Origin of the sequence: Pandoraea sputorum, assembly GCF_000814845.2 — a bacterium.
Lineage (GTDB): Bacteria > Pseudomonadota > Gammaproteobacteria > Burkholderiales > Burkholderiaceae > Pandoraea > Pandoraea sputorum.
Window position 1 is genome coordinate 4,652,866 of sequence record NZ_CP010431.2, and the last position, 22,961, is coordinate 4,675,826.

General features: G+C 62.4%; 24 protein-coding genes. 13 read left to right on the forward strand and 11 right to left on the reverse strand.

The window, feature by feature from the left end; genetic code table 11:
• Window position 1 precedes the first annotated feature (1 nt).
• Together NA29_RS20435 and glcE are read left to right on the forward strand one after the other, a co-directional pair.
• On the forward strand, window positions 2–871 hold the full coding sequence (locus tag NA29_RS20435) for an ion transporter (RefSeq protein ID WP_039401053.1): 870 nt from the start codon (window positions 2–4) through the stop codon (window positions 869–871).
• A complete protein-coding gene (gene glcE, locus NA29_RS20440) occupies window positions 871–1,953 on the forward strand; it encodes a glycolate oxidase subunit GlcE (protein ID WP_046293021.1) in 1,083 nt (360 codons plus the stop codon). Before NA29_RS20435 ends, glcE begins: the two co-directional genes overlap by 1 nt.
• Before the next feature lie 22 nt (window positions 1,954–1,975).
• Here glcE and NA29_RS20445 read toward each other — a convergent pair whose 3' ends face one another.
• Window positions 1,976–3,490, reverse strand: a complete 1,515-nt coding sequence (locus tag NA29_RS20445) for an aminotransferase-like domain-containing protein (RefSeq protein WP_224786969.1) — start codon at window positions 3,488–3,490, stop codon at window positions 1,976–1,978.
• A gap of 233 nt (window positions 3,491–3,723) precedes the next feature.
• Here NA29_RS20445 and NA29_RS20450 point away from each other — a divergent pair, with 233 nt between their 5' ends.
• Window positions 3,724–4,086, forward strand: a complete 363-nt coding sequence (locus tag NA29_RS20450) for a hypothetical protein (RefSeq protein WP_052253093.1) — start codon at window positions 3,724–3,726, stop codon at window positions 4,084–4,086.
• 104 nt (window positions 4,087–4,190) lie between these two features.
• Here the strand turns inward: NA29_RS20450 and NA29_RS20455 are convergent, their stop codons facing one another.
• Window positions 4,191–4,688 carry a glutathione peroxidase gene (locus NA29_RS20455; protein WP_039401056.1) on the reverse strand — a complete coding sequence of 166 codons (498 nt, stop codon included), beginning with the start codon at window positions 4,686–4,688 and terminating at the stop codon, window positions 4,191–4,193.
• Between the two features lie 221 nt (window positions 4,689–4,909).
• Here NA29_RS20455 and NA29_RS20460 point away from each other — a divergent pair, with 221 nt between their 5' ends.
• The 3 genes from NA29_RS20460 (at window position 4,910) to NA29_RS20470 (ending at window position 7,640) form a co-directional block, all read left to right on the forward strand.
• Window positions 4,910–5,623 (forward strand): YggS family pyridoxal phosphate-dependent enzyme, encoded by a 714-nt coding sequence (locus NA29_RS20460; RefSeq protein ID WP_039401058.1) that lies wholly within the window; start codon window positions 4,910–4,912, stop codon window positions 5,621–5,623.
• Between the two features lie 65 nt (window positions 5,624–5,688).
• Window positions 5,689–6,501, forward strand: coding sequence for a pyrroline-5-carboxylate reductase (proC, locus tag NA29_RS20465; protein WP_039401060.1), 813 nt, complete (start codon window positions 5,689–5,691; stop codon window positions 6,499–6,501).
• 197 nt (window positions 6,502–6,698) lie between these two features.
• The gene (locus tag NA29_RS20470) at window positions 6,699–7,640 is read left to right on the forward strand and encodes an N-acetylmuramoyl-L-alanine amidase (protein ID WP_224786970.1); all 942 of its coding nucleotides are present in this window, start codon (window positions 6,699–6,701) and stop codon (window positions 7,638–7,640) included.
• Window positions 7,641–7,709: 69 nt separating this feature from the next.
• On the opposite strand, the gene ubiA is transcribed toward NA29_RS20470, so the two are convergent.
• The 6 genes from ubiA to NA29_RS20500 form a co-directional block, all read right to left on the reverse strand.
• Window positions 7,710–8,576, reverse strand: coding sequence for a 4-hydroxybenzoate octaprenyltransferase (gene ubiA, locus NA29_RS20475; RefSeq protein WP_039401063.1), 867 nt, complete (start codon window positions 8,574–8,576; stop codon window positions 7,710–7,712).
• 135 nt (window positions 8,577–8,711) lie between these two features.
• The gene (locus NA29_RS20480; protein ID WP_174555916.1) at window positions 8,712–10,106 is read right to left on the reverse strand and encodes a 4Fe-4S binding protein; all 1,395 of its coding nucleotides are present in this window, start codon (window positions 10,104–10,106) and stop codon (window positions 8,712–8,714) included.
• Window positions 10,107–10,245: 139 nt separating this feature from the next.
• Window positions 10,246–11,085 carry an FTR1 family iron permease gene (locus NA29_RS20485; RefSeq protein WP_039401066.1) on the reverse strand — a complete coding sequence of 280 codons (840 nt, stop codon included), beginning with the start codon at window positions 11,083–11,085 and terminating at the stop codon, window positions 10,246–10,248.
• Between the two features lie 66 nt (window positions 11,086–11,151).
• Window positions 11,152–11,508, reverse strand: coding sequence for a cupredoxin domain-containing protein (locus NA29_RS20490; protein ID WP_072633346.1), 357 nt, complete (start codon window positions 11,506–11,508; stop codon window positions 11,152–11,154).
• A 63-nt stretch (window positions 11,509–11,571) separates the two neighbouring features.
• Window positions 11,572–12,195, reverse strand: coding sequence for an iron transporter (locus NA29_RS20495; protein ID WP_039401069.1), 624 nt, complete (start codon window positions 12,193–12,195; stop codon window positions 11,572–11,574).
• A 287-nt stretch (window positions 12,196–12,482) separates the two neighbouring features.
• Complete coding sequence (locus tag NA29_RS20500) at window positions 12,483–12,944, reverse strand: Lrp/AsnC family transcriptional regulator (RefSeq protein ID WP_039401071.1); 462 nt, start codon at window positions 12,942–12,944, stop codon at window positions 12,483–12,485.
• Between the two features lie 450 nt (window positions 12,945–13,394).
• Between NA29_RS20500 and NA29_RS20505 the strand changes: the two genes are divergently transcribed.
• The 4 genes from NA29_RS20505 to NA29_RS20520 all read left to right on the forward strand — a co-directional run bounded on the left by NA29_RS20505 (window position 13,395) and on the right by NA29_RS20520 (window position 16,434).
• Window positions 13,395–14,210, forward strand: a complete 816-nt coding sequence (locus NA29_RS20505) for an amino acid ABC transporter permease (protein ID WP_039401074.1) — start codon at window positions 13,395–13,397, stop codon at window positions 14,208–14,210.
• Window positions 14,207–14,860 (forward strand): amino acid ABC transporter permease, encoded by a 654-nt coding sequence (locus tag NA29_RS20510; RefSeq protein WP_039401077.1) that lies wholly within the window; start codon window positions 14,207–14,209, stop codon window positions 14,858–14,860. The genes NA29_RS20505 and NA29_RS20510 overlap by 4 nt, the downstream gene beginning before the upstream one ends.
• A complete protein-coding gene (locus NA29_RS20515; RefSeq protein WP_039401080.1) occupies window positions 14,844–15,572 on the forward strand; it encodes an amino acid ABC transporter ATP-binding protein in 729 nt (242 codons plus the stop codon). The genes NA29_RS20510 and NA29_RS20515 overlap by 17 nt, the downstream gene beginning before the upstream one ends.
• A 64-nt stretch (window positions 15,573–15,636) precedes the next feature.
• On the forward strand, window positions 15,637–16,434 hold the full coding sequence (locus NA29_RS20520; RefSeq protein WP_039401083.1) for a transporter substrate-binding domain-containing protein: 798 nt from the start codon (window positions 15,637–15,639) through the stop codon (window positions 16,432–16,434).
• Between the two features lie 109 nt (window positions 16,435–16,543).
• Here the strand turns inward: NA29_RS20520 and NA29_RS20525 are convergent, their stop codons facing one another.
• The gene (locus NA29_RS20525; RefSeq protein WP_052253095.1) at window positions 16,544–17,092 is read right to left on the reverse strand and encodes a DUF6622 family protein; all 549 of its coding nucleotides are present in this window, start codon (window positions 17,090–17,092) and stop codon (window positions 16,544–16,546) included.
• A 305-nt stretch (window positions 17,093–17,397) separates the two neighbouring features.
• Here NA29_RS20525 and NA29_RS20530 point away from each other — a divergent pair, with 305 nt between their 5' ends.
• The gene (locus NA29_RS20530; protein WP_167370907.1) at window positions 17,398–17,817 is read left to right on the forward strand and encodes a c-type cytochrome; all 420 of its coding nucleotides are present in this window, start codon (window positions 17,398–17,400) and stop codon (window positions 17,815–17,817) included.
• A 20-nt stretch (window positions 17,818–17,837) separates the two neighbouring features.
• Here the strand turns inward: NA29_RS20530 and NA29_RS20535 are convergent, their stop codons facing one another.
• Window positions 17,838–19,346 carry a SulP family inorganic anion transporter gene (locus NA29_RS20535; protein WP_039401085.1) on the reverse strand — a complete coding sequence of 503 codons (1,509 nt, stop codon included), beginning with the start codon at window positions 19,344–19,346 and terminating at the stop codon, window positions 17,838–17,840.
• Window positions 19,347–19,865: 519 nt separating this feature from the next.
• A complete protein-coding gene (locus tag NA29_RS20540; RefSeq protein ID WP_371328979.1) occupies window positions 19,866–20,486 on the reverse strand; it encodes a superoxide dismutase in 621 nt (206 codons plus the stop codon).
• A 420-nt stretch (window positions 20,487–20,906) separates the two neighbouring features.
• Here NA29_RS20540 and NA29_RS20545 point away from each other — a divergent pair, with 420 nt between their 5' ends.
• Window positions 20,907–21,818, forward strand: coding sequence for an alpha/beta fold hydrolase (locus NA29_RS20545; RefSeq protein WP_039401091.1), 912 nt, complete (start codon window positions 20,907–20,909; stop codon window positions 21,816–21,818).
• Between the two features lie 456 nt (window positions 21,819–22,274).
• Window positions 22,275–22,910, forward strand: a complete 636-nt coding sequence (locus NA29_RS20550) for a hypothetical protein (RefSeq protein WP_039401093.1) — start codon at window positions 22,275–22,277, stop codon at window positions 22,908–22,910.
• Window positions 22,911–22,961: the final 51 nt, after the last annotated feature.

Consider the following 22,961-nt stretch of genomic DNA (forward strand, 5'->3'; position numbering starts at 1 on the left):
CATGCGTGCGCTGTCGGAGTGGCTGCCGCACGATTGGCGGCAGCGTCTTTACATCATCATTTTCGAAGCCGACACGCGCGAAGGTCGGCTATTCGACATCGCATTGCTGATCGCCATCGTGCTATCGGTGCTCACGGTCGTCGTGTCCAGCGTACCCGCGGTGCAGTCCACGATGCCGTTGCCGATGGCCATTCTCGAGTGGTTCTTCACGCTGCTCTTTACGGCCGAGTACATTGCGCGACTGATTAGCGCGCACCGGCCGATGCGCTATGCGCTGTCGTTCTACGGTCTCATCGATTTACTCGCCATCCTGCCGACCTATCTCGCGATTCTCGTGCCGGAGCTACATGGGCTGATCGACGTGCGTCTGCTGCGACTCATGCGCGCCTTCCGGATTCTGAAGCTCACGGCTTACGTGAACGAGGCGGGCGTGCTGAGCATTGCGCTGTACAACGCGCGTCGCAAGATCCTCGTGTTTCTCGGGTTCATCTCGATCATCGTGGTGATCTTCGGCACGCTCATGCATATCATCGAAGGCCCCGAACACGGCTTTACCAGCATTCCGGTCGGCATCTACTGGGCCATCGTGACGCTGACGACGACCGGCTACGGCGACGTTGTGCCCGTCACCGGACTGGGTAAAGCGATCACAGGGTTCGTGATGTTGCTCGGCTATAGCGTGATTGCGATTCCCACGGGCATCATGGGCGCCGAGATTCATTCCGCCATGCGCCGCACGACCGTGACCACGCGCACCTGCCACCAGTGCCAGACCGAAGGACACGACCCCGACGCACGCTTCTGCAAGCACTGCGGAAGCGAACTCGGGCCTTACCAGACCGACTCCACCCCGCCGCCCGAACCGAGCTGATGACCGACACGACCGACACCATCGAGCAATTCCGCGCCGTCATCGAACAAGCCACCGCGCGCCGCGCACCGCTTCAGCTTCGCGGCGGCGGCACCAAAGCCTGGTACGGCCAGCAACGTGTGGGGGAAGTCCTCGACACACGTGCCTATAGCGGGATCGTTGCGTACGACCCGGCCGAGCTGGTCATCACCGCACGTTGCGGCACCTCGCTGGCCGAGATCGAAGCCGCGCTTGCCGAGCGCAACCAGTTGCTGCCCTTCGAGCCGCCCTACTTTGGCCCGGGGGCGACCGTTGGCGGGGCCGTCGCTGCCGGGCTTGCTGGCCCGCGTCGCAGCGCGGTCGGGTCGGTGCGCGATTTCGTGCTCGGCGCGAAGCTGATGGACGGCCGTGGGCATGTGCTGAATTTCGGCGGACAGGTCATGAAGAACGTCGCCGGTTACGACGTCTCACGCATGCTCGCCGGCTCGCTTGGCACGCTGGGCCTGATTCTGGAGGTGTCGCTGAAGGTGTTGCCGCAGCCGTTCGCGGAACTCACGCTGCAGTTCGAGATGAACGCCATCGACGCGGTACGCAAACTCAACGAATGGGGCGGCCAGCCGCTGCCGATTACGGGCAGCGCGTGGCGCAGCGATCTGCTGGTGATTCGACTGGCGGGGGCGTCGGCGGCCATCAAGGCGGCGCGCGTGAAGATGGGCGGTGAACTGGTCGACGCCATTCATGCAGCCAAGTTCTGGCACGCCATTCGCGAGCAGACCGACAACTTCTTTGCCGATGCGGGACCGGGACAAGCCTTGTGGCGTCTGGCGGTGCCCTCGACAGCAGAACCGCACCGTCTGCCGGGCAAGCAACTCATCGAGTGGGGTGGTGCGCAGCGCTGGTGGATTACGGACGCCGATGCGCAAATCGTGCGCTCGGCCGCGCGTCAGGATGGCGGACACGCCACGCTGTTCCGCTACGGCGAACCGGGGGTGAGTGTCTTCACGCCGCTGCCCGCGCCGGTCATGCGCATCCATCGGAATCTGAAAGCCGTGTTCGATCCCGCTGGCATCTTCAATCCGGGACGGATGTACCCCGAGTTCTGATTGGTTCAGTCATGCGGTCGCGTCAGTCGGTGGCGTCCAGCAGTCGAATGACTTCGGACGCGAGCGTGCGTACGGCGCGGTCGACGTCGCGCGTGAACGGTTGTCCACCGTTGATGCGCAGGAAGTTGTCGTAACGCGACGAGTTGGAAAAAAGGCTGCCGGGTGCGACGCGAATGCCTTTCGCCAGCGCCGCGTCGAACAACTTTTCGGAACTCACGCGCCCCGGCATTTCCACCCACAGACTCAGCCCACCGGCGGGTTGCGTCAGGCGTGTGCCCGCCGGGAAATAGGTGGCGATCGCTTCGGCCATCGCCCCACGGTGTTCGCGTAACTGCACACGCAGGCGTCGCAAGTGACGGTCGAAGCGCGGCGAATCCATGAACTCGCCCATCGCGATCTGCGCCAGCGCTTCGTTCGGACGCGTCTGCGCGTACTTCAGCATCTCCACCCGCCACTGCCATTTGCCACCGGCGATCCAGCCCAGGCGCATGCCGGGCGCGAGCGTCTTATGCAGCGACGCGCAGTGAATCACGTTGCCCGTCGTGTCCCATGAGCGAATCGCGGCAGGAATGTTGCCGTCGTCACCGAGCGACGAGTAGGTGTCGTCTTCGATGATGGCGATGCCGCGCGACTCGGCCCACTTCACCAATTGCGCCTTGTGTGCGTCCGGCATCACAGAACCGAGCGGGTTCTGGAAATGCGGCACGACAATCACCGCCTTGATGTTGTCGTAGGTCTGACTGGCCAGCTCCAATGCATCGAGCGAAATCCCGGTTTGCGGACTCGTTGGAATCTCCAGCACCCGGATGCCCATGCTCTCCAGCGTCTGTAGCAGCGCGTAGTACGTGGGCGATTCGACCGCGACCACGTCGCCCGCACTCGCCACCGCACGTAGCGCCAGGTTGATCGCCTCAATACAGCCGTGCGTGACGACGATCTCTTCCGGATTGATGTTCATGCGCGCTTCGAGCGCACGACGGGCAATCGCCGAACGGAAACGCGCTTCGCCACCACCGGGGGGCGGGGTGCCGTAGAGCAGCGGGTGATCGCGCAGCGCCCGCATGGTGGCCTGGCGCAGTTCGTTCACCGGATACAGCGACGGTGAACCATGCGCGACCGCGAGATTGACTTTGACGTCCGCCTGAAGCCCACGCGCGAGGATCGACGACACGCGCTGATTGATCCCCACGTACTGCATCAGGTCAGGCACCCACGGACGCGGCTCGGCCACCGGCACGACACTCGCCCGTGCGGGTGTGCGCACGAAGTAGCCGGAACGCGGACGCGCTTCGAGCAGGCCTTGCGCTTCGAGGTGACGACACGTCTGCAACGCGGTCGACAGGCTGACCTGATGGCGCTCCATAAGCGCACGTACGCTGGGCATACGCGTGCCCGGGGCGAGTGTGCCCGCTTCGATGGCGTGACGGTAGTGATCGGCCAGTTGGCGGTAGAGCGGCGTGCGCTCTTCGGCGGCGGCAGACGGCGCTGTCGATTCAGGTGTCGACGCGGGCGTCGCGGCGGCTGACGTCAAAGACATGGCGGGTGTCTCGTCGGAGACAGAAAGGTCGGAGAGGTTTGAGATGGCGGCGTGCATGCGCAGATGATCCGGCATCAGGCACCACCAGAACAGATACAGATTTGCTGATTCGGGATCGTAACAGATTGCGTCGCGCCCATCTGTTACGGGCGAAACAGCGTGACTGTGTGCCTACCGGGGCTGCAGTGCGGCCGATACGCTGTAGTCGTCTGTTCACTGCCCCGGAGTCCATCATGGCCAAGCCTTCTGTCACGCATTTACCGCCCCATTCCACCGACGTCTCGCTCGCGCCAGGCCAGTCCTTCCACGGATACGTGAGCCAAGGTACGGTGCTGCACGTCGAGCAAGGACGGGTGGTGCTTACACCGGCGTCGCGCTGGCTGGCCGACAGTGTCTGGCGCACCGATGTCTCTCTCACGGCGGGCCACGTCTTTGTCACGGAGACCGGTGGCTGGATCACGCTCGCGAGCGATGCGGGTGCGCGTGTCGCGTGCCGGGAATACGCGGCGGCGACACCATCCGGCGTTGCACCCGGACGGCAGTGGGCAGGACGTCTCGAACGCCTGTTCTGGCGGTTTGGACTCCATTTCCGGTAAAACCACGGCGAACGACCGGTCATTCGCCAATAAACGCCGAATCGACGGCCAAATTCGGGACAGTCAATTTCGGCCGAAGTCGGCTTGAGCCGTCGAACGACGGCTCAAGCCGGTAGCAACCTCTCAATGTCGGCACGAATCGCTTCGGGCTTGGCGGTCGGCGCATAGCGCGCAACCACATTGCCCGACGCGTCGACGAGAAACTTCGTGAAATTCCACTTGATCGCTTTCGTCCCGAGCACGCCGCGCTTTTCCTTCGTCAGAAAGTCGTAGAGTGGCGCTGCCTCCGGCCCCTTGACGTCGACCTTGGCGAACATCGGAAAGCTCACATGAAAGCGTAGATCGCAGAAACTGCGAATCGCTTGCGCGTCGCCAGGCTCCTGTTTGCCGAACTGGTTGCACGGGAAGGCCAGCACCTCAAAGCCGCGCGGGCCGAGTTGCTCGTAGAGCGTCTGAAGGCCCGCGTACTGCGGCGTAAAGCCGCATTCGCTGGCCGTATTCACGATCAGCAGGACCTTGCCGCGATATTGCGACAGGCTCACGGACTCGCCGGCGAGCGTCTGGACGGAAAAATCGTACACGCGCTGCGGTTGGGCGCTCATCGGCGTCTCCCTTTGGATGTTGGCACCGCGCAGTCTGCCACAACGCCGGTCCGGCGGGCGCTCGGCGCGCCTGCCTTGCACTTTTGTCGGACATTCGCCACGGGTAGCACCTAGTTATTTGCCCGGTAGCACCTCGGGTGCGTGCACGGCTATAATCGTTCGCTCAACACCGATCCCGCCGATCCTGCCGAAGAATCTGCCGAACCCGCCGAATTTGTCTTATGTCGACCATCGCTGCACATCTCGACGACGTCCTCTCCCGGATTTCCCGCGCGACCGCCGATGCTGGACGACCGGCAGGCAGCGTGCGTCTGCTCGCTGTCTCCAAGACGTTCGGCGCGGATGCCGTGCGCGAAGCGGTCGCCGCCGGCCAGCGGGCGTTCGGTGAGAACTACGTGCAGGAAGCCCTCGACAAGATCGCGGCGACGGCCGACGCGCGCGTTGACGGCGAACCGCTGGAATGGCATTTCATCGGGCCGCTGCAGAGCAACAAGACGCGTCCGGTGGCGGAGCATTTCGACTGGGTCCATTCCGTCGACCGGCTTAAGATTGCCGAACGCCTGAGTGCACAACGCCCGGCGGATCTTCCGCCATTGCAGATCTGTCTTCAGGTCAACATCAGTGGCGAAGCGAGCAAGAGCGGCGTGACGCCCGACGAGGTGCCCGCTGTTGCGCGCGCCATCGCGGCACTGCCGAATCTGACACTGCGCGGCCTGATGGCGATTCCGGAACCGGAAGACGATCCGTCGCGTCAGCGCGAGCCATTCAAGGCGGTACGCGAACTCTTCGACACCCTGCGCGCAGATGGTCTGGCGCTCGACACGCTCTCGATGGGCATGTCGGGCGACCTCGAAGCGGCGGTGGCCGAGGGTGCGACAATGGTGCGCATCGGCACCGCGATTTTCGGCGCACGCGATTACGGCTCACGGGCCTGATCGCGAGGCGCGAACACGGCAGCAACGTATTACACGCAACGACATACGCAACGCAAAGGATGGTTATGAGAATTGCATTCATCGGCGGCGGCAACATGGCCAACGCCCTGATCGGCGGACTCGTCAAGCGCGGCACGGCACCGCGCGACATTCTCGCGATCGACGTCAACGAATCGACCCGTGAAGGTCTGGTCAAGCTACACGGCATCGACACCGCCAGCGCGCCGAATGACCGTCTGCGCGACTTCGACACGCTCGTACTGGCCGTCAAACCGCAGGTACTCAAGGATGTCGCACAAGCGCTTCAGCCGCATCTGAACGGCCAGTTGGTCATCAGCATCGCGGCGGGCATTCGCGCGTCCGATCTGGCTCGCTGGCTCGGCGGCCACAACCAGATCGTGCGCTGCATGCCGAACACGCCCGCGCTGATCGGCAAGGGCATCACCGGACTGATCGCGCTCTCCGGCGTGGATTCGGACCAGCGCAAGCGTGCGGAAAGCGTGCTGAGCGCCGCCGGTGAAATCGTGTGGGTCGAAAAGGAAAGCCAGTTGGACGCCGTCACCGCCATCTCCGGCAGCGGCCCGGCGTACGTGTTCTATTTCATCGAAGCGCTGGAGCAGGCGGCGCACGAGTTGGGCTTCACGCCCAAGCAAGCCCGCCAACTCGCCATCGCAACGTTCACGGGTGCGTCGCAACTCGCGGCAGACTCCACCGAACCGGCCAGCGTGCTGCGTGAGCGGGTGACGTCCAAGGGCGGCACCACGTTCGCAGCGCTCACCTCGTTCGAGAACGACGCGATCAAGGCCGCCATCGTGCGCGGTGTGAAAGCCGCCAACGCGCGCGCCAAGGAACTCGGCGACGAACTGGGCGACGCCTGAGATCGCACGTCAACGTTGACGCATTCTCGGCCCTGAACAGGGCCACCTGAGCATCACCCGACACGCCGGTATCGCCTCGCGCGATATCGGCGTGCGCTTTTTTCGGAAGTCTCCGGCTGAAGACCAGGGCTAAGCTGCCCATATCATCACGACATGCCGGAAGACCGATGCCCCACGCCCGACACACCCCCGACGATGTGTCGACGACGCCGTCACGCCGCAAGTTTTTCACTCAGGTAACTGCGGTTTCTGTGGCACTCGGTGCCGCCCCACTCAGGCTTCACGCTGGTGCACCCGCCACAGACTCAGATTCGTCAGCGTCTCGCCAGTCGATCTATGATCTAAAGACCGACGCCTCTCCGAATCAGGAGTCTCGTATCCGTACGCTGGTCGTGCACTACACGGCCACACCATTCGAGCGAGCGAAGGAAATTCTCACCGCCCCCAACCGAACGCCCGCCGTCAGTTCCCACTACCTTGTCCCGGACGCCGCCGGCGACAACGATCGCTTCGTCGTTTACGCGCTCGTGCCCGAATCCCGTCTCGCGCATCACGCAGGGCGCAGTGAGTGGCTCGGAGAACGGCGGCTGAACGGTACGTCGATCGGCATCGAAATCGTCAATCTCGGATTCCCCGCCACTGACAACCGATTACCGCTGGAGAACCGGCAATGGTACGAATATCCTGCGGCGCAGATCGCCGTCGTCGCCGAATTGGTCGCGGATATCGTCGCTCGCCATCAGATCGCTCCGAACCGGATCGTCGGGCACGCCGATATCGCCCCGGGACGGAAAACCGACCCCGGCCCGAAGTTTCCGTGGAAGACGCTGGCCACCGAGTACAACCTGGGCGCATGGCCGGATGCCGACACCGTGAAGTGGTACGAAAATCGTGCGCCCTATGCCTGCGATGTCGGTGCGCTGCAAGCCAAATTGCTGGCCTACGGTTACGACACCCCGCAAACGGGCCAGATCGATCAGGCGACGAAGAACGTCATCGAGTCATTCCAGATGCACTTCTGCGCTGAGCATCGATACGACGGCGTCCCGGATGTACTGACCGTCGCCATACTCGATGCACTGCTTGAGAAATACCTGGGCTGGCCACGACCGCCAGCGCTCGGCACCGGCGCCGCATAAGCGCGCGGGACGCAGGACATACGAAAACGGCGCTTCACGCGCCGTTTTCGTCGATGTCTCATTGACGCATTACGCCGTCAGCAGATAGTGCCCGACGATACCGGCAAAGACCGCAGCACCGAGCCAGTTGTTGTGACGGAACGCGGCGAAGCAAGGCATGCGCTCGCGGCCACGAATAAGAAAGTAATGATAGATGGCGAAGCTCATGGCAACCGCCATGCCCAGCCAGAACGGCCAGCCAAAGCCGAGGTACACGCCCACGCCCGCCTGAATGCCCAGCGCACCCACGTAGCAGAGCATGACGGCGACCACGTCGAAGCGTCCGAACGTGATGGCCGACGTCTTGATGCCGATCTTCAGGTCGTCGTCGCGATCGACCATCGCATATTCCGTGTCGTAAGCGAGCGACCAGAACACGTTCGAGAGCAGCAACACCCATGCGAGCATCGGCACCTGATCCTGCACGGCAGCGAACGCCATCGGAATGCCGAAGCCGAACGCCACGCCGAGATAGGCCTGCGGCAAGGCGAAAAAGCGCTTGGTGTACGGGTATGTGCCAGCCACGAACAATGCCGGAATCGACATCCACTTGGTCAGGGCGTTGAGCGGCAGAATCAGCAGGAAGCTCACGAGGGCGAGCGTGGCGGCCACGGCCACGGCCTCCCAGGCGCGAATGCGTCCCGACGTAATCGGACGCTCCTTCGTGCGTTTGACGAATTTGTCGAAGTCGCGGTCGGCGTAATCGTTGATGGCACACCCCGCCGAGCGCATCAGAAACGTGCCGAGGGTGAAGATCACAAACAGCAGCGGGTCGGGATGTCCGTTCGACGCGATCCACAGTGCGCAGAGCGTCGGCCACAACAGCAGCACGGTGCCGATCGGCTTGTCGAGGCGAACGAGTCGGAAATACAGCGGAAGACGTTGAGCGAGCAACATGGGCGGGCGTCACACAGAAAGACTTGTGGCGCTATTGTAGGCCACGGGCCGGAGGCTCGCCAATTGGCGTTCCGGCCCCTCCCGTTCGTTCTGATTGTTCGGGCTGTTCGGATTGCGCCAGCCCGCTTCGGATCCTTACCAGATCCAGAACATCAGCAGCCAGAGCCAGTTGACGAGCGCGAGCGCCGCCACGATACCGGCCATGCCCGCCAGACGCCGCAGCATCGACGTCGCGTGCCGCCCCGTCACGCGCCAGCCCAGCCACAGGCTCCACAACGTGGTCACGGCCAGGATGGCGGCGCGCACGTCGTTCGCCCAGTAGATCGGCAGGTGTTCGGCACGCAGCAGGCTGACGGTTGTCGCCGACAAGCCGATGAACACGCCCGCACCGGCAATCGGAATCAGCGACTGCACCAGATGATTGAAGCGCGATGTCTGCCACGCGCCCATCGCCCGGTTGGCCACAGCGAAAATCAGCGTGAACGCCAGCCCCAGCACGAGACCGTTGCCGAGAATGTAGGTCACGACCATGCCGCCGTCGAGCCAGCTGAAAACGTCGCTCTGTTCGGGGTAATTGGTGAAGACGAACCACGGCGCATTCGTCTCGAACGGCCACATGATGCCGCGGTCGATCAGCCACGTCGCCAGTTCCGTCTTGGTCGCGACGAACCACGGGTTCACCGTCCAGTGGAATGCGCCGATGGCCACGCCGAGCAGACCGAAGTTGACGAGGACGCTGTCCCAGATGCTGTTGTTCTCCGTCGCGCCGTACTTCACGATCTCTTCGCTGGGCGAGCGGCCCGTGAGTTCGATGGCGTCGCGATGCCCGGCGCAGCGGCCGCACATATGGCACTGCGCACCGCCCTTCATATTGCGCAGCGGCACGAGCGGCGCGCAATTGATCGGGATGATCTTGTGACCCTTGGTGTTGTACGACTGACGCCAGGCGTCTTCGTTGACCTTGAAGTGGAACGGTGCGAGGCGTGCCAGCAGTGCGAACACACCGTTGACCGGGCACAGGTACTTACACCACACGCGCTTGTCGCGTCCGTAGAAATAACCGATCACCATCGCGCCGATGGTCGAGCCACCCAGCACCAGCAGCACCGCCTTCGGATACTGGTAGACGCTGACCATCTGGCCGTACAGCGTGGTCCCGGCGAAGGCGACGAACGGCCAGCCGCCCCAGCGCATCCAGCGAGGGATCGCGCGCCCCCGGCCATGTCGGCTTGCGAATTCGGAGAGTGTGCCTTCCGGACACAGGACACCGCACCACACGCGCCCCATCAGCACCATGCTCAGCAGCACGAACGGCCACCAGATGCCCCAGAAGGTGAACTGCGCGAAAACGGTGAGGTTGTTAAGAATGTGTGCCGTCTCGTCAGGCAACGGCATCAGGACAGGTACGCAGATCAGGAACGCATAGACCAGCACGATGACCCACTGCACGCCACGTATCAACTTGCCGTGGCGTTGCATCAAGAGGCCCAGTCGGGCCAGTCGGTTCGGGACAGTGATGGCGATGCTCATGCGTAGCTCTTGCTCGGGTCTTGCGTCGGGGGATTACCTTTGCGGAATGACGGATCTCATGTGCGGCGCGTCCGTTCAGTCCGGTGCTGCTTCAATGTACCGCACCGGGCGGAATCGCCACCCGGTGCGCACCACCCGCTTACGCGGGCTTTGCCTGTTTGGCCGGTGGTGCGCCTGCCCGCTTGAGCAGCACCCACATGAACAGCCAATACACCGCATACACCAACAGATTCATGCCGGACGGATGCGCACGGTAGCCGGTCAGTGTAGCCACGAGGCTGCCGAACGGGCTGGCGTCATCCAGAATCGCGGAAGTATCCCACAGTTGGTCAACCAACGTCGGCACCAGCTCCAGCGAGATCAGACGATCAAGCCCCGACTCCAGCAAACCGGCCGCGAGGAACAGCAGCATGATTTCGGTGACACGGAAGAACAGACGCCACGAAAAGATTTTGCCGCCCAGTTGCAGCAACCAGAACGTGACGAGCGCCAGCGCGAAGCCGATGGCCACGGCGAGCCACATCGACATCGGCACGCTGCCACCCTGACCGAAGCCAAGACCGTACAGGAAGATGGCGGTTTCGCTGCCTTCGCGGGCAATCGCCAGCGCGACCAGCACCAGCACGCCCCACCATGTGCCCTGATCGTGATTCTTCTGTAGCGACGATTCCATGTCGCGTTTGAGCGTTCGCCCGTTGCGCTTCATCCAGAAGACCATCTGCACGATCAGCACGCAGGCCACGAGCACCATGGCGGTCTGGAAGTAATCTTGCGCGTCGCCCGAGAGCACTTCGGTGAAGCCGACGAGCGCGGCGCCCAGACCGACCGCTGCCGCAATGCCGAGCACGACCCCCGCCCACAGATAGGGCAGGCCGCGCTTCGCACCGTGATCCGGGTTGGCCAGCCAGGCATGCAGAATGCCGACCACCAACAATGCCTCGACGCTTTCGCGCCAGACGATGAACATGACCTGACCCATCGTGTGATTCCTTTTGTAATGCGTGTACTACCGTATGACTGAAACGACAACGTTCGGCTTACCGGCTTACTTGGCGACGATCACGCCTTGCGCCTGCTGGTGGAAGTCATCGAAAAACTTATACTCGCCCGGTTGCAACGGGGCGATCACGACGAACGACTGCGCGCCGGGTGCGAGCACCTTTTCCTTGCGCAGTTGCAGACTTTCAAACTCGACGGCATTCGTTCCGGTGTTGTGCACCTCGATCTTGATGCGCTTGCCGGCCGGTACTTCGATACGCACCGGATTGAGTTTGCCGTTGTTCATTTCCAGCTTGAAGGTGGGCAGGTCGTCGGCACGCGCGGTCTGCGCTGCCCCCAATCCGAACAAGGTCACCACCACGGCCGCCATCGTGGCCAACAGGCGCGCGATGCGCTGATTCATCCTTCTGCTCCAAATGAAAACAGCGCTGGTCGGCTGACCAACGCTGCATCAGGTTATCCCGGCTTAGTAGCCGCCCTTCTTGCCGATACCCGAGAACGTGAAATCGACCGTCTTCGTGATCGGCTTGAACCACGGACTCACGCCGGTTTCCTTGTCGACGTGACGGCCGAAGCACCACGGACCCATGCCGCCATGCGCTGCGTGAGCACCCGCGGCGGGCGTGCCGCCCATCTTGCAACCGAACTCTTGCAGCGTGCCCGGTGCGTTCACGACCATCGTCAGTTGATACTTGCCGATGCCCGTCAGCTTCACGTTATCGCCATAGTGCGGACCGTCGCTCGCGACCATCGGCATCATCAGACCTTCGACCGCTGCGCCGTCCGGCGTCTTGCCGTCCGACTTCATCTTCTGAAGCTTGTACGTGATTTCCAGCCCCGGGATCCAGTCACCTTCGGCGTAGCCGTTCGGGTTGTTCTTGATCGCGTGGATATCGGCTTCCAGGTGGATATCCGACTTCGCGGCGTCGCGCATCATGCCGGCCGGTTCCATCGTGATCGGCTGGAGGTACACGGTGTTGATTTCCATGCCCGCTGTATTGAGCGGTTTGCCGATCGGGAATTCGGCGGCCTGAGCCATAGTGGCCGCACCGGCAAGCAGCACCGCTGCCACGAGGGATTTCACGCGCATACACACTCCAATGTTTTGTCGAGAAGTTAATGCAAACAATTCTCAATAAGTTTAGCACTATCGCCACGGGCAGACAAACCGGCGGTGTCAAGGCAACTCGGGGGGAAACGGGAAAAATGCGGGAATTTTGAGGGTTGCGTGAGTCCCGGCGGGGGCGTCCGGCAATTCTTAGGATCCGGTTACGGAAAATTACCTAATGGCCGATGACGCGGCATTAGCCGTCGATCTGCCACGCGGCCGACACCATAACCGTCGATTGTTAGTAAAGAATTAGGGGCCGAGGCCTTTCAGGGCAGCACCCCACCCCGGTCGATCTTGCGCGCGAGCACCACCGACGTCGTGGTCCGGGTCACGCCATCGATCTCGCCAATGATGTCGAGCAAGGCGTCGAGCTGATCGGCCGACGCGGCATGCAGCCACGCCACGTAGTCGAACTCGCCGCTCACGGAACACAGCAGATGGATCTCGGGCATCTTGTTGAGGCGTCGCAGCACGTCGCGCCCCGAGCGCGGCTGGACGCTGATGCTCACGCAGGCTTGTAGCCCGCCGCCAATGGCGTCTTGCCCCAGGCGCACCGTATAACCGGCGATCACGCCAGCCTGCTCCAACCGACCGAGCCGGGCGACCACGGTGGTGCGCGCCACACCGAGACGTCGCGCCAGATTCGCCGTGCTCTCACGGGCATTCACGCGCAGCAGCGCGAGCAGATTACGGTCGAGTTCGTCGAGCGCCGTCGCGGAGAGCGTCATCGACCCTCACCGGGACGGGGGCTGCTGGGCGGCGCAAGCAGTTTTCGGTCTGTCATGGTCGTCATATCGGGCAGGACGGATGCGAGATTATAGAGCGACCTCGCCGAGCAATGCGGTAACGATGCTGCCGAGCATGGGCTCCCGAAGAGATACGATGACAAGGGTTTCAGCGCGCCCGCCATCAACCCGACGTTGAGGGCACTTCACGCAACCCGCGATGCCCCGTCACACCGTCTAAATCTGGCCTTAACCCTTGTCCTATCAAGGCAATAGCCAAGGGTATCCCCCCAAGGGATTGCTATTGACAACGCCGATGGGCGATGCGCAAAATCACATCACTTATATGACGACGTACAAGAAAGACCCACCACGGCTGCAGCGGATGTCATAACCGCAACGATGGCTGCCTGGCGCGTCGGCCCCGAACGTCACCGGAGACAGGCGTTTGCCATGCATTTTTCGTTGAATTTCGCCCCGCTGGTTCCTTATTGGCCAGTTTTCCTTGAAGGCGCGTGGCTCACGCTGAAGATGACCGTCTTTTCGGTCGTGATCGGCACCGTGCTGGGCACGCTGGTCGCTTTCGCCAAACGCAGTCCCAACCGTCTGCTGTCGCGTGTGTGCGGCATCTACATCGAGTCGGTCCGCAATACGCCGTTCCTCGTTCAGATCTTCCTGCTGTACTTCGGTCTCGCCAGCATCGGCGTGCACTTGCCGACATTCACGGCATCGGTCCTCGCCATGGTGATCAACATCGGTGCTTATGCGGCCGAGATCATTCGCGCCGGTCTCGAATCGGTGCCGCGCGGTCAGATCGAAGCGGCCGAGTGTCTGGGGCTTTCGAAATGGCGCATCGCGTGGCACGTGATGCTTCAGCCGTCCATCGAGAAGGTGTACCCGTCGCTCACGACGCAGTTCATTCTGATGATGCAGGCGTCGGCCATTGCGTCGCAGATCTCCGCCGAAGAACTCACCGCCGTGGCTAACACGGTGCAATCGGACACGTTCCGCTCGCTTGAGACATACATCGTGGTGGCTGCGCTCTATCTGGCGCTGTCGCTGCTCGTGAAGCTCGTGGCGTGGGCGGCTGGCGAGTACTTCTTCAAGCGCCGCCGCACCGTGCGACGCGCCGCCGCGCAAACCGCTCAGGCCGCACGTCGTCGCGCTGCCGCCTCGCGCGCCGCAGGGGCCGCCAGCGCAGCTCAGAACGCCTCAGGCACCTCAGTGGGGAACACCGCAGGCAACGCCGCGCAACGGAGCGCTTCATGATCGGCAATTTCTCGTTCACCTATCTCGGGTACATGGTGCAGTCCATCGGCTGGACACTGGTGCTCTCTGCGTTGGCCTTCGTGCTCGGCATGGCCGGAGGTTTTCTGGTGATGCTCGGACGCATCTCACCGCGCCGCTGGCTGCGTTTGCCCACGCAAGTGTTCATCGAAGCGATTCAGGGCATTCCGCTGCTGATTCTGCTGTTCATCGTCTACTTCGGTCTGTCGGTGTACGGCTTCGAGCTGCCCTCGATCGTGGCCGCCGCCCTCGCGCTGATGGTCTACACGAGCGCTTATCTAGGCGACATCTGGCGCGGTTGCGTCGAAGCCATGCCGCGCGCGCAATGGGAAGCGGCAGAGTGCCTGTCGTTCACCCGCTGGCAGACGCTGCGTCTCGTGATCATTCCGCAAGCGGTGCGTCTGTCGCTGCCACCGACCATCGGCTTTCTGGTGCAGATCATCAAGATGACGTCGCTCGCCTCGGTCATCGGCTTCGTCGAACTGACCCGCGCAGGACAGATCATCAACAACTCGATTTTCCAGCCCTTCCTCGTGTTCTCGCTGGTGGGGGTGTTTTATTTCGTGCTGTGCTACCCACTCTCCCGCTGGAGCGCATCACTGGAGGACAGGCTCAATGTCGGCAATCGTTAAGGTCAATGAAATTCACAAGCGCTTCGGCGACAACCCGGTGCTCAAGGGGGTGTCGTTCGAAGTGGAGCGCGGTCAGATGGTCGCCATCATCGGCGCCAGCGGCTCGGGAAAAAGTACGGCCTTGCGTTGTATCGACCGTCTGGAAACCATCGACGAAGGCTCCATCGAAGTGTGCGGCATTCGCGTGGAAGATCCGTCCATCGATCTGCATCAGTTGCGTCGCGAAGTCGGCATCGTCTTCCAGAGCTACAACCTGTTTCCGCACCTGAGCGTGCGCGAGAACATCATGCTGGCGCTGCGTCACGTGAAGCGCATGGCGCGCAGCGAAGCCGAGGAAGTTGCGAAGCGCGTGCTCGCACAGGTCGGTCTCTCGGACAAGGCCGACAGCTATCCCGAGCAACTCTCGGGCGGACAGCAGCAACGCGTGGCGATTGCCCGTTCGCTCGCCATGTCGCCCAAGGTCATGCTGTTCGACGAAGTGACGTCCGCACTCGATCCGCAACTCACGGGCGAAGTGCTGCGCGTGATGGAAGACCTCGCGGCTGACGGCATGACGATGTTGCTCGTCACGCACGAAATGGCGTTTGCCAAACGCGTGGCCGACCAGATCATCTACATGCATCAGGGCAAGGTATGGGAAGTCGGCCCGGGCGAGATGCTCGACAACCCCAAGACCCCCGAACTGCGGGCGTTCCTCGCGAACGGTCTGTAAGCGACCGGCCGGTGCCCCGCCAGTCCACATTGCAATACAACAATCACCCGAAGGAGACCATTGCATGAAACTCAAGACGTTCTTCACCCAGGTCTGCGCCGCTGTTGCGCTTGGCGCGATGGCCCACGCAGCGCTTGCCGATCAGCTCGACGACATCAAGAAGGCGGGCAAGATTCGCGTGGCCATCGCTATGGGAACGCCGCTTTACTCGTACGCCGACGCCAACCTGAAGCCGGTCGGCTCGGACGTCGAGACGGCTGAATTGCTCGCGAAAGACCTGGGCGTGAAGCTCGATATCGTGTCCGTGACGAACGCCGCACGCGTGCCGACGCTGCAAGCGAACCGCGCCGATATCGTGGTGGCCGACCTGTCGATCACGCCGGAACGTGCGCAAGTCGTGGACTTCTCGGTGCCTTACGCCGTGATCTCGATCATCGTGGGCGCGCCGAAGAGCATGAACATCAAGAGCTACGCCGATCTGGACGGCAAGCGCATCGGCCTCACGCGCGCGACCGTCAACGACACGCTGACCACGGCGAACGCCAAGGGCGCGCAGATCGTGCGTTACGAAGACGACGCCACGCTGATCACGTCGATGGTGACGGGTCAGGTCGACATCTTCTCAAGCACGCCGTCGAATCTCGGCGAAATGCAGAAGCGCGCACCGGCGAAGAACCTCGAACTGAAGTTCGCACAGAAGGAATTCGATCTGGGCATTGCGCTGAACAAGAACCAACCGGCGCTCAAGGACTGGGTCAACAACTGGGTCAAGACCAATCTGAAGAACGGCAAGCTCAACGAGATCTACAAGAAGTACCACGGCCGCGATCTGCCGGACAGCGTGACCAAGGGCGCGGCTTAAGGCTCACGTCCCACTCGCAACACTGTCGGGCCGATAGCGCGTTGCGAAGGGCCGTCCTCGCCTCGGCAGGGACGGCCCTTTTCATTGCCGGTACGGGATCATCGCGCGTTCAGGAGGTCATCGATGGCGAGTCCGGCATGCCGCCACGGCCGCCATGGCCAGCATTGCCACCATGGAGCACCGCGCGACCGATGGCGAGCATGCGCCCGAGGAAGATGCCACTGAACGCGCCATACGTCAGACAGACCCACGCCGCGAAACCGCCGTGCGTCAACAGCGCAGGGTGAATCGCCACCGCAACGGCCACCGCGAACTTCGCCGCAAAAATCGAGAGCATCCACACAAGCGGCAGCCAGCTACCCGGCAAGTGCACGCGACGCATCTCCGGGTCCCAGCGAACCTTGCCCCACCCTCCCAGCGCGGCCCGCAGCGCGACGGCGATGACCACGGCGCAGCACCACGCGATCAGCGCAGGAACGTTCGTCGCGAAGGTGCTGACGACGCCGAAAATCGAGAAACCCGTCATGGCGAGCGGCATGAACAGCGCCTGCCAGACCGTCTTTTGACGTGGCCGCGTTGCCGACAAGCCCAGCGCGATAAGCGCGGCAAGGAGTCCCCAGACCCAGACGGGAACATGCGAGAGGAAGGCGAACGACATCGGGAGACTCCACGAGACGAGAGCTGGCTGGCAGCGACGACCGCAGCATCTCACCGCCCCGGTCGGACGGCGACGCCGCTGCGACGAGCGGCGCCCCGCTGTCGCGAACGGTCGGCTTCGTGGCGCGAATGATCGCCCGTCGCTCACGGCACTCAGAACACTCGGGACACTCGGGACACTCGGGACACGCGCGACACGATGCCGCACAGCCCCCCTTTTGATTTACTGGCAGCGGTTCGCGGAAAGGGGTAAGTTAGCGGCTTGCTTTCGTCACCTCTTCGCCTCACTTCGCCTTCTTTGATCCAATGACCGCGCTCGCTTGCCGCCCCGCTCTATCGCTCTCGTTCACCGCACGCCTGCGCGGCGGTCTCTTCGCGCTGACGCTGGCCGCCGTCACGGCGCCCGCCATCGCGGCGGGCGATATCGAAGCGGGCAAGGCGCTGTTCGCTTCGCGTTGCGCGTCATGTCATTCGGTCGGTCCGATGGCCGCCTCAGGCTTCGGCCCGCAACTCAACGGGCTGGCGACGCGTCGCGCGGGCAGTCTGGCAGACTTCGATTACTCGAAGGAGATGAAGCAATCCGGCCTCGTGTGGGACGACAAGACGCTCGCCGCCTTCATCGCCAATCCCGGCAAAACTGTGCCGGGCACCAAGATGCGCTTCTGGGGCATCGGTAACGAACGCAAGGTCGCCGACCTGATTGCATACCTCCGCACGTTCAAATGACGCAGAAGCGGGGCGTCGTATCAGGCCTCGGCCAGACGCACGCCTGCCCGCTCAAGCATGTCCTGATTACGTGAAGAAAGATTGACGAAACGCAGGTTCTTGCCAGCCTTCCTATAGCGCTCACGCAGCGTCTCGAATGCCACGATAGCCGAGTGGTCGGCCACGTGCAGATGGCGGCAATCGACCACGACGTCATGCACATCCGACAGCGGCCGGAACAGATCCTGAAAGTCGGCCGTCGACGCGAAGAACAGCGTGCCGTGCAGGACATACGTGCGCGCATCGACCGATTTACCGTCGGCGCCCTCTGCACCATCCACCACTTCGGCGCGAATCTCGCGTGCATGCTGCCAGGCGAAGTTCAGCGCTGCGATCACGATGCCGCACATCACCGCCACCGCCAGATCGGTGAAGACGGTGATAACCGTCACCGCCACGATCACCAAAGCGTCGTTGCGCGGCACCTTGCCCAGCACGCGCAACGATCCCCACGCGAAGGTCTGCTGCGCGACGACGAACATCACGCCAACGAGCGCTGCAAGCGGAATCCGCTCAATCAGCGGCGACAGGAACAACACGAACAGCAGGATCATGATGCCCGCCGTCGCCCCCGAGACACGGGTGCGTCCACCTGAGCTGAGGTTGATCATCGTCTGCCCGATCATCGCGCAGCCGCCCATGCCGCCGAACATCCCCGAGACGACATTCGACACGCCGAGCGCAAGGCATTCGCGATTGGGGCGTCCGCGGGTTTGCGTGATGTCGTCGGTGAGGTTGAACGTCAGCAGCGTCTCCAGCAAGCCCACGATGGCCATCAGCAATGCATAAGGGAAGACGATCCGAAGCGTCTTCAGCGTGAATGGCACTTGCGGCAGATGCAGTGTCGGAAATGCGCCCGCGATGTGCGCCATGTCGCCGAGCGTGCGCGTCGGCAGGTTCAGCAGTTGGCCGAGCACCCCGACGCCGACGATGGCCACGAGCGCAGGCGGCACCGCCTTCGTCAAGCGCGGCAGTACGTAGACGGTCAGCATCGTGAGCGCGACCAGCGCGCACATGATCGCGAGCGGCGTGCCGTGCAACCACACGGTGCCCTGCGGCGTCGCCTGCTTGAAGTGTTCGAGCTGCGCCATGGCGATGATGATCGCCAGTCCGTTCACGAAGCCGATCATCACCGGGTGCGGCACCATGCGAATCAGCTTACCGAGCCGTAGCAGGCCGAACAGCATCATCAGCAACCCGCCGAGCACCACGGTCGCGAGCAAATACTGCACGCCGTGCTCGACGACGAGTGCGACGATCACCACGGCCATCGATCCGGCCGCACCGGAGATCATGCCGGGACGTCCACCAAAGATGGCCGTGAACGCGCAAATGATGAAAGCGCCGTAAAGGCCCATCAGCGGGTTGACTTGCGCGACCAGCGCGAAGGCGATGCACTCGGGCACCAGCGCAAAGGCGGTGGTGAGCCCGGCAAGCACGTTACCGGGGAGGTTCGGGAGCCATTGCTCCCGAAGCGTTTGAGACTTCATGAATGACGTTGAGGCGGGGATGCAGCGAATTGCAGCGGAGGCGCATTTTATCAGTCGGACGATTTTCGTCTGGACGAGGATGTCGCACGAGGCCCATGAAACGCACTTGTATTTGTCTCAGTTTCGCCGCGAGACCATAACGCCGATACTTCATTCAACGGCTCACGCAACACCGCAACGAGCCCCACCCAAGGAGACACGCCATGCCGCTCGTACCCGCTCTGATGTATGCCGCCGAATACGCTTTCCAAGGTCTGATCCTGCTTTCGACGACCGCGCCCTTCTGGCAATAAGCCGTCTCACCGAACGTTTCCGAATCAGCCTCTGAAAACCACCGTAAGGAGCATCACCATGCCGATCGTCCCTCTGCTCATCGAAGGCTATAACTACGTCTGCGGTCTGCTCTCCAGCATCGGACCGTTCCTCCACTAAGTTACCCGCCGCAAATGGAGAAAGCCCTGACACGACAGGGCTCTCTTTATTTGCGACAGATGATTCGCGCGCAGTTGAAAACCGATCTCAAATCCGCGCGTAGTTGGCCGACGCGAATGTCCAGTTCAGCTTCTTCGCAATCGTCTCCGCCAGATAGTCGGGACGGCGATTCTGGTAGTCGAGGTAGTACGCATGCTCCCAGACGTCGACGGTGAGCAGCGGCAACTGTCCGCTGCGCGTGAATGGCGTTTCGGCGTTCCCCGTCTTCACGACAGCCAGTTCGCCCTTGTCGACGACGAGCCATCCCCAGCCACTACCGAATTGCGACGCGCTGACGGACATCAATTGCTTCGACAGCGCCTCCAACGAACCGAACTTGCCGACGATGGCGCGGGAGAGACGCTCGTCCGGCGACGTTTGCACGGGACTGAGCGACTTCCAGTAGAAGTTGTGATTCCAGGCTTGCGCGGCGTTGTTGAAAACGTCCTCCATATCCTCGCGGCCGTGCGACTTCAGGATGAGTTGTTCGAGCGTTGCGCTTGCGAGCGGCGTGTCGGCGAGCAACTTGTGCAGATTCGTGAAGTACGCCTGATGATGCTTGCCGTAGTGAATGCCGACGGTGCGTGCCGAGATCACGGGCTCCAGCGCGTCCTGCGCGTAGGGCAGATTCGGCAGCGATTGCGGCGACGCGCCCAGATAGGCAAGCAGCGCCGCCTCGTCACGCGACTCGAGCGTCGTGCCTTGCGGCTTGGCGCTCTTTTGCGAAGACGTCGCAGCAAAACCAAGGTTCGACATGACGAGTGCGGCACCGCCGAGCGAACCGCTGGCGAGCATCTGACGGCGTGACAGGAGCGTGTTGGACATAGTCATTTCCAGTTCGTTTGGGGGGATCGAGCGCGCGCTTGCGAGCGTCGTCTCACTCACATAACGCCGCAGGACTGTGACTTATTCCATCCATTGGAAAAGAAACCCCGTGGCAACCCACTGTCCGCGCGGACTTCGCACAATCCATACAAAGTATGAGAATATCCGCGCCATCCGCATCATCGGCACTACCGGCACTACCGGCACTACTGGCACCACCCGCACCTGCAGCAGATCGATCCGATCCATCCACGGGAGTCAGACATGCGAAAGTTGCTTTCGTTTGTGTTGTTGCTTGCGTCCCTCCATGCCTTGCCGGCGTTCGCCGACAAATTCTCGTTCCCCCCTGAATTCAAACAGCAGGCCATCGCCACCAACGGCGCGAAGATCTACGTGCGCGTCGGCGGGCACGGACCGGCGGTCGTGCTGCTACATGGATACGGCGAAACGGGCGACATGTGGGCACCGCTGGCTGCGCGGTTGGCCAAGACCCACACCGTCGTCGTACCTGATCTTCGTGGCATGGGCCTGTCCGATCATCCGGCGAACGGTTACGACAAGAAGAACGAAGCGCGTGATATCGCGGGCGTTCTGGATACGCTCAAGATCGGCAAAGTGGATGTCGTCGCACACGACATCGGCAATATGGTGGCGTATGCCTTTGCCGCCGAACAGCCCGACCGGGTGACGAAACTGGTGCTGATGGACGCACCGATTCCCGGTGTCGGGCCGTGGGAAGAGATCCTGAAGAATCCGCTGCTTTGGCACTTCCGCTTTGGTGGCCCGGATATGGAGCGTCTCGTGAAGGGGCGCGAACGCATTTACCTCGACCGCTTCTGGAACGAGTTTTCGGCAGATCCGAAGCATTTCGATGAAGCGTCGCGCCGGCATTACACGCGCTTCTACGCGCTGCCCGGCGCGATGCACTCCGGTTTCGAGCAATTCCACGCCTTCGATCAGGACGCCATCGACAACAAGGCCTTCCTTGCCAAAGGACCGCTCCCCATGCCAGTGCTGGCCATCGGCGGCGAGAAGTCTTTTGCCACGATGATGGCGACGGTCGCGAGCGCGGCGGCGACCAACGTCAAAGGCGCGGTTATCCCGAATGCCGGGCATTGGCTGATGGAGGAGCAGCCGGAAGCGACGATGACGGCCATTACCGAGTTTCTTCAGTAGGCGGGTCTTTACACCGCGACGCCAACGCCAGCGCAACCGTCCTTGGGCTGGCGTCAGATCGGATAGAACCGGGCGACATCGGTCTTGTCGGCTTCATTTCTCGCAAGACGGGAGTAAAGCAGAGCAAAGCGAAAAAGGTTGGCCCGCGTCGGGTGTTGGGGAAACCCGTCGCCCTCGACGTCCGATGCGGTCTCTGACGGCCATGTTGTAGCCCGACAACGTATCCTCACAGCCAATCAGACTGTCACGGACCGCGTGCTAGGATCGCGCCACAAAATCAGAACGTCACCTGCAACAGGGGCGCAAGATCACGCCGGGGAAGTAGTGAAGTCTGTCCATCGATCATCGCAGGCACGTCAATGTGTTGCACCGTCGGACGACGGTCGCCGATAAACACCGCCTCCTCGACGTCCCTCTCACCCATTTTGAAAGTTCAGCAACATGAATTGCAAGGCAATGGCTTTTGCCGTGGCGATGCTCGCATGCATATCGCACGCGCAAGCCATCGAGGTGTATGGCGCGGTAGGTACGGAAGGTCTCGGCGTGGGTGCCGGTGTCGGTGTGACGAATCACCTCGGGGTGCGCGCCGATGTGAACGGTCTTGCGCTATCGCATAGCTTCACGGCGGGTCAGGTTCGCTACGACGGCAAGGCGCGTTTCGTCCACGGGGGCGTCTACGCCGACTTTTTCCCCGCACCTGCGACGCTTCCTTTTCGTCTGACGGCAGGGATGCTGGTCGGCAACGACCATGTCGATCTCGTCGGCCATGCAGTGCAAAGCACGTACGTCTATCGAGGTGTCGCGTATTCGACCGCGGGTCAATCGGTGAACGGGCGCATCAAGTTGCCGACTGTGCGACCGTATGTCGGCATCGGCTTTGGTCACAGCCCACTAGCCACGCCGGGCTGGTCGATGTCGTTCGACGCGGGTGTCGCCTACGGCAAGCCGACCGTAGAACTCGACGTCCCGCCGCTCATCACGGCGATTGTCGGGCAAGCCACCGTCGACGATCAGCGTCAGCAGCTTCAGGACAAGGCCGACAAACTCAAGTTCTACCCGATCGTGAAAGTCGGTGTGACGTACAAGTGGTAACAGCCGTGACCGAGATGGCGGACGGTCGTGCAGGCCCGCCCGCAGCGCAGA

Coding starts and splice junctions, on each gene's coding strand:
- NA29_RS20435 (WP_039401053.1), top strand. CDS start 2: ATGCGTGCGCTGTCGGAGTGGCTGCCGCACGATTGGCGGCAGCGTCTT.
- glcE (WP_046293021.1), top strand. CDS start 871: ATGACCGACACGACCGACACCATCGAGCAATTCCGCGCCGTCATCGAA.
- NA29_RS20445 (WP_224786969.1), bottom strand. CDS start 3,490: ATGTCTTTGACGTCAGCCGCCGCGACGCCCGCGTCGACACCTGAATCG.
- NA29_RS20450 (WP_052253093.1), top strand. CDS start 3,724: ATGGCCAAGCCTTCTGTCACGCATTTACCGCCCCATTCCACCGACGTC.
- NA29_RS20455 (WP_039401056.1), bottom strand. CDS start 4,688: ATGAGCGCCCAACCGCAGCGCGTGTACGATTTTTCCGTCCAGACGCTC.
- NA29_RS20460 (WP_039401058.1), top strand. CDS start 4,910: ATGTCGACCATCGCTGCACATCTCGACGACGTCCTCTCCCGGATTTCC.
- proC (WP_039401060.1), top strand. CDS start 5,689: ATGAGAATTGCATTCATCGGCGGCGGCAACATGGCCAACGCCCTGATC.
- ubiA (WP_039401063.1), bottom strand. CDS start 8,576: ATGTTGCTCGCTCAACGTCTTCCGCTGTATTTCCGACTCGTTCGCCTC.
- NA29_RS20480 (WP_174555916.1), bottom strand. CDS start 10,106: ATGAGCATCGCCATCACTGTCCCGAACCGACTGGCCCGACTGGGCCTC.
- NA29_RS20485 (WP_039401066.1), bottom strand. CDS start 11,085: ATGGGTCAGGTCATGTTCATCGTCTGGCGCGAAAGCGTCGAGGCATTG.
- NA29_RS20490 (WP_072633346.1), bottom strand. CDS start 11,508: ATGAATCAGCGCATCGCGCGCCTGTTGGCCACGATGGCGGCCGTGGTG.
- NA29_RS20495 (WP_039401069.1), bottom strand. CDS start 12,195: ATGCGCGTGAAATCCCTCGTGGCAGCGGTGCTGCTTGCCGGTGCGGCC.
- NA29_RS20500 (WP_039401071.1), bottom strand. CDS start 12,944: ATGACGCTCTCCGCGACGGCGCTCGACGAACTCGACCGTAATCTGCTC.
- NA29_RS20505 (WP_039401074.1), top strand. CDS start 13,395: ATGCATTTTTCGTTGAATTTCGCCCCGCTGGTTCCTTATTGGCCAGTT.
- NA29_RS20510 (WP_039401077.1), top strand. CDS start 14,207: ATGATCGGCAATTTCTCGTTCACCTATCTCGGGTACATGGTGCAGTCC.
- NA29_RS20515 (WP_039401080.1), top strand. CDS start 14,844: ATGTCGGCAATCGTTAAGGTCAATGAAATTCACAAGCGCTTCGGCGAC.
- NA29_RS20520 (WP_039401083.1), top strand. CDS start 15,637: ATGAAACTCAAGACGTTCTTCACCCAGGTCTGCGCCGCTGTTGCGCTT.
- NA29_RS20525 (WP_052253095.1), bottom strand. CDS start 17,092: ATGTCGTTCGCCTTCCTCTCGCATGTTCCCGTCTGGGTCTGGGGACTC.
- NA29_RS20530 (WP_167370907.1), top strand. CDS start 17,398: ATGACCGCGCTCGCTTGCCGCCCCGCTCTATCGCTCTCGTTCACCGCA.
- NA29_RS20535 (WP_039401085.1), bottom strand. CDS start 19,346: ATGAAGTCTCAAACGCTTCGGGAGCAATGGCTCCCGAACCTCCCCGGT.
- NA29_RS20545 (WP_039401091.1), top strand. CDS start 20,907: ATGCGAAAGTTGCTTTCGTTTGTGTTGTTGCTTGCGTCCCTCCATGCC.
- NA29_RS20550 (WP_039401093.1), top strand. CDS start 22,275: ATGGCTTTTGCCGTGGCGATGCTCGCATGCATATCGCACGCGCAAGCC.